Source organism: Bradyrhizobium sp. 31Argb (assembly GCF_043638955.1).
Taxonomy (GTDB): Bacteria; Pseudomonadota; Alphaproteobacteria; order Rhizobiales; family Xanthobacteraceae; genus Bradyrhizobium.
The window spans coordinates 1-8,961 of the sequence record NZ_JBEGDB010000312.1; the positions used below are offsets into that span (position 1 = coordinate 1).

7 protein-coding genes are annotated in these 8,961 nt (G+C 63.7%); 2 read left to right on the forward strand and 5 right to left on the reverse strand.

The genetic code is table 11. The features are described 5' to 3' along the window. The first annotated feature begins 63 nt into the window (after positions 1–63). Complete coding sequence (locus AAFX91_RS35540) at positions 64–807, forward strand: BBE domain-containing protein (protein WP_394569647.1); 744 nt, start codon at positions 64–66, stop codon at positions 805–807. A gap of 141 nt (positions 808–948) precedes the next feature. Here AAFX91_RS35540 and AAFX91_RS35545 read toward each other — a convergent pair whose 3' ends face one another. From AAFX91_RS35545 to AAFX91_RS35565, 5 genes are all read right to left on the reverse strand, one after another. After that, positions 949–1,731, reverse strand: a complete 783-nt coding sequence (locus AAFX91_RS35545; RefSeq protein ID WP_394569648.1) for a CarD family transcriptional regulator — start codon at positions 1,729–1,731, stop codon at positions 949–951. Between the two features lie 403 nt (positions 1,732–2,134). Beyond that, positions 2,135–2,473 carry a ferredoxin FdxA gene (fdxA, locus tag AAFX91_RS35550; RefSeq protein WP_130584213.1) on the reverse strand — a complete coding sequence of 113 codons (339 nt, stop codon included), beginning with the start codon at positions 2,471–2,473 and terminating at the stop codon, positions 2,135–2,137. A 150-nt stretch (positions 2,474–2,623) separates the two neighbouring features. Beyond that, positions 2,624–2,893 (reverse strand): RNA-binding S4 domain-containing protein, encoded by a 270-nt coding sequence (locus tag AAFX91_RS35555; protein ID WP_394569649.1) that lies wholly within the window; start codon positions 2,891–2,893, stop codon positions 2,624–2,626. Between the two features lie 29 nt (positions 2,894–2,922). After that, positions 2,923–6,411, reverse strand: a complete 3,489-nt coding sequence (locus tag AAFX91_RS35560) for a helicase-related protein (protein ID WP_394569650.1) — start codon at positions 6,409–6,411, stop codon at positions 2,923–2,925. A 608-nt stretch (positions 6,412–7,019) separates the two neighbouring features. After that, on the reverse strand, positions 7,020–7,871 hold the full coding sequence (locus AAFX91_RS35565) for a DUF3108 domain-containing protein (RefSeq protein WP_394569651.1): 852 nt from the start codon (positions 7,869–7,871) through the stop codon (positions 7,020–7,022). 367 nt (positions 7,872–8,238) lie between these two features. Between AAFX91_RS35565 and rpmB the strand changes: the two genes are divergently transcribed. Next, the gene (rpmB, locus tag AAFX91_RS35570) at positions 8,239–8,544 is read left to right on the forward strand and encodes a 50S ribosomal protein L28 (protein WP_130583826.1); all 306 of its coding nucleotides are present in this window, start codon (positions 8,239–8,241) and stop codon (positions 8,542–8,544) included. Positions 8,545–8,961 lie beyond the last annotated feature (417 nt).

The window sequence follows — 8,961 nt, forward strand, 5'->3', positions numbered from 1 at the left end:
TGACGAAACAATCCACGAGATCTTCCTAGCCGACCAGATCAGCCCTCAGTGCGTGGTCGCCGGATGACGCTCACGAACGAGCTCCTTGCGGGCTACCGCGACGTCGCCGCCAAGGCGTCGGACGAGCTCACGATCTGGGTGGTGCTCCGACAGGCGCCACCGCTGCCATTCTTGCCTGCCGAGATGCACGGCAAGGAGATCGTCGCGTTCGCCGTCTGCTACACGGGTGGCGAGGACGAGGGTAACCGCGCCCTGGAACCGTTACGCGCGCTTGGGGAGCCGGTTGCCGACGTGATCGGCATGCAGCCCTTCGCGAGCTGGCAGAGCGCGTTCGACCCGTTGCTCACGCCGGGAGCCTACAATTACTGGAAGTCGCACAATTTCACCGAGCTCAGCGACGGCCTCTTCGACACGCTCGTAAGCCATACGAAGAGCCTGCCGACCGGAGAGTGCGAGATTTTCATTGGTCAGCTCGGCGGCGCCACCAGCCGCGTGGCTGTCGACGCGACAGCGTTCCCCCACCGCGATGCCAGATTTGTCATGAACGTCCATACGCGGTGGCGTGACCCGGGCGACGAGCAACGCTCGATTACCTGGGCGCGCAAGCTGTTTGCTGAAACAGCGCCGCACGCAACCGGCGGCGTCTACGTCAACTTCATGCCGGAGGATGAGAGCGATCGCGTGTCCGGCGCCTACGGCCCGAACTACGCTCGTCTCGCGGCGCTTAAGGCGCAGTACGATCCCGGCAACCTGTTCAGGCTAAATCAGAATGTTCTTCCGGCCGCCGCACAGCGACCGGCCGCCTGACAAGGTACAGGTGATTGGACCCGCAACTGGGCGGGCTCCAAGGCGAAGTTGGATGTAGGCCCCTCGGCCTCAATTCGCGACACTCAAACAAAAAGCCCGGCCGCTTGGCCGGGCTTTTCGCTGCAAATCTTTGCTGGCTGCTTATGCCGCCTCATCGGCGACGGTCGCGTCGTCGCTGTCGCCGTCGAGATCGTCGGCATCGCCTTCACCGTCTCCCTCAGCGCCGGCTTCTTCAGCCTTGGCCGCGCCGCGGCGCGGACTCTTGGCGAGCTGGCTCTCGATCTCCTTGATCGCTTCGGTCTCGGTCGAGTGCTGCACCACCGCGATCTCGCGCGACAGCCGGTCGAGCGCCGCTTCATAGAGCTGGCGTTCAGAGTAGGACTGCTCGGGCTGCGATTCCGAACGATAGAGATCGCGCACCACTTCCGCGATCGCGACGATATCGCCCGAATTGATCTTGGCTTCGTATTCCTGCGCCCGGCGCGACCACATCGTGCGCTTGACGCGGGCACGGCCTTTCAGCGTCTCCAGCGCCTTCTTGACCAGCGCCGGGTCGGACAATTTGCGCATGCCGACATTGGCGACCTTCGCGGTGGGCACGCGAAGCGTCATCTTGTCCTTCATGAAGCTGATGACGAAAAGTTCCAGCTTGGCGCCCGCGATCTCCTGCTCCTCGATCGCGAGGATCTGGCCGACGCCATGGGCCGGATAGACCACGAATTCGTTGGCCTTGAAGCCCTGGCGCTGGGTCACAACCTTCTTCGGCTCCTCGACGCGCGGGGCCGCAACCGGCTTCGCGGCCGGCTTGACGGCGGCCTTTGGCGCAGGCGCTGCGGCCTTAGGGGCGGTCTTGGCGGCGACTTTCGAAGCAATGGTCTTGGGAGCTGTCGCTTTCGCGGCAGTTTTGGCAGTCTTTTCTGGCATCACGCTTCTTTTGTTCTTCGAGGACTTTGTAGCCGCAGCCTTACGGGCCTCCTTCACGGACGCCCTGGCACGACCTTTGACTGCGCTGCGGGCAACTGCAGCGGCTTTCTTTGACGATTTGGAAGCACTCTTTTTACGCGTTTTCTGTGACACAGCCTGCGCGCGGAAACTGCCACGCCCCTGTTCGATGTTTTTGCGGAAACGAACGGGGCCAAGCATCGGGGATGGCCGGGTTCGGCTCTGGCAATGTGCCTAATATAGCACATTTTCCGCAAAAATCAATGATTTAGGGCCGAATCCTGCCGCCTGCAGATGCTAACGGTCATAACCCTGTCATTAGGGTTAAACGATGGCGCGATTCCCCGCCTGAATACGGTATCGATCCTGCAGGGCAGCGCGCGAATCAGTCGCCACTTCCGGGGTTCGCAGAGAAATATTTCTCGAACTTGCCCTCCTGCCCGTCGAACTCCTTGGCGTCCGGGGGCGAGTCCTTCTTCTGGGTGATGTTGGGCCAGCTCTTGGCGTATTCGCTGTTGACCTCGAGCCACTTCTCCAGGCCCGGCTCGGTATCCGGCTTGATCGCATCCGCCGGGCATTCCGGTTCGCAGACGCCGCAATCGATGCATTCCTCGGGATGGATGACCAGCATGTTCTCACCCTCGTAGAAACAATCGACGGGGCAGACCTCGACGCAATCAGTATATTTGCACTTGATGCAGTTTTCAGTGACGACGTAGGTCATCCAGGACTCCGAACCAAAGACTCCGAAAGCGGATTCATTCTTTCAGGGTTGCGTTTCAAAAATTGCGTAGCGCAGGAGAACCGCTGCTGCAAGATAAGCAAGCCGGTTCGGCGCCGTGTTTTCAGGCAACTGATCGCCTCCCCGAGATAATCACTCGGCGCGGCTCTGCAAATCCTCATACAGCACCCGTGCGGCGGTGGCGTCGCCCCGCCGCTCGGAGAAGCCGATCACCTTCAGCACGCGCACGCTGCGATCGAGCGCGATGGTCAACACGTCGCCCGGTTTGACCGCGTGTCCGGGCGTGCTCTCGCGCACGCCGTTGATGCGGACATGGCCGGCCTCGACCAGCGCGGCGGCGCTGGTGCGCGCCTTCACCACCCGCGCATGCCACAGCCATTTATCGAGACGCTGACGCTCCAATCGGCCTCATGTTCTCTGTTTGGCGCGGCTCAATCCTTGCGGTTGCCGGCGAGCTGTTCCTTCAGCGCCGCGAGTTTTGCGAACGGCGAATTCGGATCGATCGCGCGCTCGCGTTCGCGCGGCGCCGAACTCGCATATTGGCGGAGCGCCGGGCCGCTCTCGCGCCCCTTGTCGCGGCCGCCTTTATCGCGGAAATCACGGCCGCCGCGCTCGCGGTCGCCACGGTCGCGATCCTTGCGGTCGCCGGAGAATTTATCGCGGCGGCGATCATTGTCGCGGTCGCGGCCCTTGCCCTCGAAGCGCTCGCGGCGCCCGCCTTTGTCCTCGCGCGGGGCGCCATTGCTGGCGGCTGCAGCGGCTGCTTCCGCGGGGGGCGCGCCCTCACGGGGTTTGCGGAATTCGTGATGGCGGCGGCCACGGCGCTGCTGGTCGCGCTGCGCGCCATCGGCACCTTCGCCCGCTGCGGCCGCGCCCTGCGCGCCCTCGCGCGGCTGATGGCGGTGGCGGTTGCGGTCATGGCGCGGGCGACGCTCCTCGGAGCGGCCGCCGGGGCGCCAGACTTCGACCAGTTGCGGTTCGGCCGGGGTCTCGGCTGCGGCGGGCGCGGCGACTGCTTCGGCAGGTGCGGCTTCCTCGGCACCGGCTGCAGCCTCGGCTATAGCCTCCGTTGGCATCGGCTCTGCCGGCGCGTCGGCAGGGACCTCTGCGGGAATGGCTGACTCCGCCTGTACTTCGGCGACTGGATCTGCCTGCGCCTCGATCGCCTCAGGCTCCGGCTGCGCTTCAGCCACCGGCTCTGCCTGCGCCTCAGTCGCTTCCGGTTCCGGCTGCGCTTCAGCGATGGGCTCTGCGGCGGCAGCCGCTGGTTCCTCGCTCGGCGCGGGCGCCAGGGTAACTTCGGGCAACAGCGCCGCGGATGGGCTAACCTCATCGGACGCGGGCAGCTCGGCGGCCACTTCTTCCACCGGTGCCTCCGCCGCAGCCTCGGCAGGCGCTTCCACCGGCGGCGTCTCGGCGGACACTGTCTCGACCACCTCCACCGGCTTCGGCGGCGGGGCCGGGCGGCGTTCCATGCGATAGCCGAGCGCGCGCAGGATCGAGGCGAAATCCTCGCCGGCCGAGCCGGTGAGCGAGGTCATCGCCTGCGTCACCACGAAGCCGCGGCCGTCGAACGCGCCCGCGGGCTTCTCGCCGGCCGAGCCCTCGCGCCAGGCCAGTGCGGGACGGATCAGGTCCGCCAGCCGCTCCAGGATGTCGACGCGCACCGCGCGCTCGCCGCACTGCTTGTAGCCGAGCACGCGATAGGCATCGCGCGGCAGTGCCTTGTCGATCGGGAACGAGGTGCGCCCGCTCGACGCCAGATGCTGCACATTGGAGAGCGCCGAGAGATCGACATTGTCCTGCTTCTCGGCCCAGAGCAGCGAGGCCAACGCGCGTGCGGCCGGCTTCAGGAGCTGCGGGAAATAGATGTGGTAGGCCCCGAACCGCACGCCGTATTTGCGCAGCGTCGCCCGCGAGGGCTGGTCGAGATCCTTCATCTCGGACGAGATCTTGATCCGCTCCAGCACGCCGAGCGCTTCCACGAGCTGGAACGCGATGCCGCGTGCAATGCCTTGCAGATCCTCCGCCTTCGACAGGTCGAACAGCGGCCCGAGCAATTTCGTAATATGCGTCTTGAGCCAGAGATCGAGCCGGTTCTGCACGGCCTCGCGCGGCGCGCCGGTCAGCCGCTCGTCGGAGATGATGCGCAAGCGCGGATGCAGCGCGTCGTCGGCCGCGACGAGTTTGGCCACCGCATCGCCGGTCCAGCGGATGGTGCCGTCGGAGGTCAGCACGAAGGTTTCGTCCGGTGCGGCGCTCAGTTTCTCGGCCCGCGTGTCGATCTCGCGCGCCAGCACCTGCTGCGCTGCGGCCTGCAGCGCCTTGGCATCTGAGCCCGCTTCCGCCGCGTCAGGCGCAAAAGTGAATCCGTCGAGCCGGCCGATCACATGCCCCTCGACGATGACTTCGCCGGTCTTGCCGATTTCAGTATTCAAAACAGAGTTCTCCCGCAGGCGGCGCATCAATACACTGGTACGCCGATCAACGAAACGCTCCGTGAGCCGTTCATGCAGCGCATCGGATAATTTATTTTCGAGCTCGCGCGTGATCCCCTGCCAATGTTCGGGATCGGACAGCCAGTCCGGCCGGTTCGCCACGAAGGTCCAGGTGCGCACCTGAGCGATCCGGCCCGACAGCGTGTCGATGTCGCCGTCGACGCGGTCGGCCTGATCGACCTGGGCGGCAAACCATGCATCGGGAATACGCCCCTTTTGCATCAGGAAGCCGTAAACGGTGGTCACAAGCTCGGCATGGGCGGCCGGCGAGAGCTTTCGGTAATCGGGTATCTGACAAGTCTCCCATAGCCGCTCGACGGCGGTAGCGCCATGCGCCATGTCGCGCACCTCGGCATCGCGCGCGGCATGGTCGAGCACGCGCATGTCTTCCGCGATCGGCGCCCTCGTCAGCACCTCATGCGAAGGCGGCAGCGACAGTGAGACCTGCAGGCTGCCGAGCGAGGAGAAATCCAGCTTCGAATTGCGCCATTGCAGCATTTTCACGCTGTCGAAGGTGTGGTTCTGCAGCGCGTTCACCAGTTCCGGCTCGAACGGCGCGCAGCGGCCCGTGGTGCCGAAGGTGCCATTGCGCGTCGCGCGCCCCGCGCGTCCGGCGATCTGCGCGAACTCGGCCGGCGTCAGGCGGCGGAACTGATAGCCGTCGTATTTGCGGTCGGAGGCAAAGGCGACGTGATCGACGTCGAGGTTCAATCCCATGCCGACGGCGTCGGTGGCGACGAGATAATCGACATCGCCGTTCTGGAACATCGCGACCTGCGCATTGCGTGTGCGCGGCGAGAGCGAGCCGAGCACGACCGCCGCGCCGCCATGCTGGCGGCGGATCAATTCCGCGATCGCATAGACCTCGTCCGCCGAGAACGCGACGATCGCGGTGCGCCGCGGCTGCCGCGTGATCTTGCGGTCGCCGGCGAATTCGAGCGTCGAGAGCCTTGGCCTTGTGATGATGGAGGCGCCGGGCAGCAGCCGCTCGATGATGGGACGCATCGTCGCAGCCCCCAGCAGCAGCGTCTCATCGCGGCCGCGCCGATTGAGGATGCGGTCGGTGAAGACATGCCCGCGCTCGAGATCGGCCGCGATCTGGATCTCGTCGACCGCGAGGAACGAAACATCGAGATCGCGCGGCATCGCCTCGACCGTCGAGACCCAGAAGCGCGGCGACTTCGGCTTGATCTTCTCCTCGCCGGTGATCAGCGCGACGCTCTCGCTTCCGGCGCGATCGGCGATCTTGTTGTAAACCTCGCGCGCCAGGAGCCGCAGCGGCAGGCCGATCAGCCCGGACGAATGCCCAAGCATGCGCTCGATGGCGAGATGCGTCTTGCCGGTATTGGTCGGCCCGAGCACGGCGGTGACGCCGGCGCCGGGCGCGCGCTCATGGGCGAAGGGAGGAGAGGAAAGAGCCATGATGTTCTTGGTACTTTTCTTGGTGCTTGTCGGCCGCGAACGCTATCTCAGTTCCTCATCCTGAGGAGCGCGGAACGCGCGTCCCTAAGGATGAGGTCCGGATATATCCATGCATTCCCGCTTGCCATAGGCATCGGGGCCCTCGCCCCTCGAGACAGTCGCTCGCGCGACCTCCTCAGGGTGAGGGGGATAAAGCTGTTCATGTGCCGGCACTTCCGCAAAAAATTGTCTCACAATGCGACGCCTCTCCCACTGCTGCTTAAGCTTCGGAACGAGTCTAGAACGAATCGCGGCCGAATCGCTGACTCCACTGCCGTTCTCCTCCGTTCACCGCAACATGTCGCGGCGGCGTTTCAGTTCCAGCACTAGATGGGGTTTGAGGATGGTCACGGCGCGGGCAAATTCCTTAAAATCGTTGAGATGCGGAGTCGAATCAGAAGCGGCAAAGAGTCAACAGGATTCCTGTTTCTCCGTCATTTCGGGGCGTCCGCAGGACGAGCTATGATGTGCTCTTGCACATCAGAGAATCCATTGGGCCACATGCACCAGCGGAGAAATGGATTCCGGGCTCATCGCTTCGCGATGCCCCGGAATGACGGTGCGCAGCCTCACTGCGTCTTCGCCACCCGCGGCGGCGTGGCCGACGTCACGAACGACGTCGCCTCCAGCATGGCGAGCCCGAACGGCGTCGGGATCTTGACGCGGTACGGGATCAGGATGCGCGTGCCCGCGATCGGCACGAAGGCGATCTCCATGTTGCGCGCTTCGGCGAGATATTTGATCACGGGACGGTCGGGGATATAGCCCGCGATCGGCGTGAAATAGATCGCGCAGACCAGCGCCGGGCCCTGATAGCCCTTCTCCGCCTTGACCATTTCCACGCGCTTGAAATCGAGCTTCAAATCGTAGCGCAGCCGGCCGTCGAAAATCCCCGCGCTGGTGCGGCAGCTATCCGGGCTCATCAGTTCGCCCGTGCCCGGCACCCGCAACAGCGAGCCGGTCATCGGATCGTACACGTTCTTCTTGTGGGCCTCGGTGACCGGGATCCGGTTCGGATCGACCGGCGGCTCCGGCTCGATCACGGTTTCCTTGATGCCGCCGCCGCCGAGCGCCATCCGGATGATCTCGGATTTCTTGTAGCTGTTGTAGTTGACGGTATAGCCCGATGCCACCAGCGCGCCATTGACCACGCGCCCCTGGGACCCGCCCATCCCGCCGGCGCCGGCAAACGCCTTGAGCAGCCCGGCGGTACCGCCCTGCGCGATCGCGGAAAAGGTGTCGTCACCGATCTCGATGGTCCAGCTTCCCTTGCCGACAGCGATACCGGCCAGCGAGGCCTCGTACTGCGCATCCAGCCGGCCCTGCGCGAGTGCGCCCTCCGGCAACAGCATGAACAGCGCGCCGGCGCACAACAGCCAGGATTCCCTCACGGAGGGCAGAAAACTGCTGAAAATGCTCACAAACTTAACGATCCTGTCGTCGGCGCCAGAGATCATTTGGGAAGAAATGACCGGCAAGCAACGCGGGCGAAAACGGAACCACTTAACCAGCCTGAATACGCCCTTTATATGGTAGGTTAAACCGCTGAACAGCCTTGTGAACGTGCAGGTTTTGGGCTCCATAGCGTTTTACCGGCTGGCGCAAAGAAAACGCGTCAAATTAGGAGTTTCAGGGCACCGGAACGAGGCCCTGAAAGCTATAAAACCTTGACGCTTTGCGGCTCACCCCCTATACGTCCGCGGTTCCTGGAAAATGGACGTGGAATTGGACCCCCGCCGCGCGCGGCGCGCGCTGTTGGTTAAGCGGGGATGGAAGAGGATTTGAACAATGTCGCGGCGCTGTGAACTGACGGCCAAGGGCCCGCAAGTGGGCCACAAGGTGAGCCACTCGAACATCAAGACCAAGCGGCGTTTCCTGCCGAACCTCTGCAACATTACCTTCCAGTCGGAATCGCTCGGCCGCAACATCCGCCTGCGCGTCTCCTCGAACGCGATTAAGAGCGTCGACCACAACGGCGGCCTGGATGCGTTCCTGCGGAAGGCGAATGCCGCGCACCTCTCGCCGCGCGCGCTGGAGCTGAAGCGGCAGATTGAGAAGAAGCAGGCAGCGGCTGCGGAGAAGAAGGCGAGCTGAGCGTTCGCTGTATCAGAGTAGCGATTTGAGAGTTTGAGCGGCCGGGTCGAAAGACCCGGCCGTTCTGTTGTGATTTGCGTCTCCATGGCCTTGCAGACTCCCTTTCACAATAGCAATAAACGCTCATTCGGATGCGGACGTTCGATCTCTCATCAATTCCCGAGGTAAGACCCTTGAACGCTAACTCGCTCACAAACTGAGTTACGTAACGTAAGGGTCCCAGAGCGGGATTCGGGGCATTCACCCGGCAAACGGCGCGATCGATTTCTTAGTTGATTCGTATGGAAGCCATGACGAACGTTCAAGCTCAAGGACCCTGGTCTGATCTAGCCTTGCACACCTTAGGGTCTGTTGGGATTCATCGGGAGTTTATCACGGCAGCGGTCAGATGGATCATGGCTGCGAAGCTTTGATCTG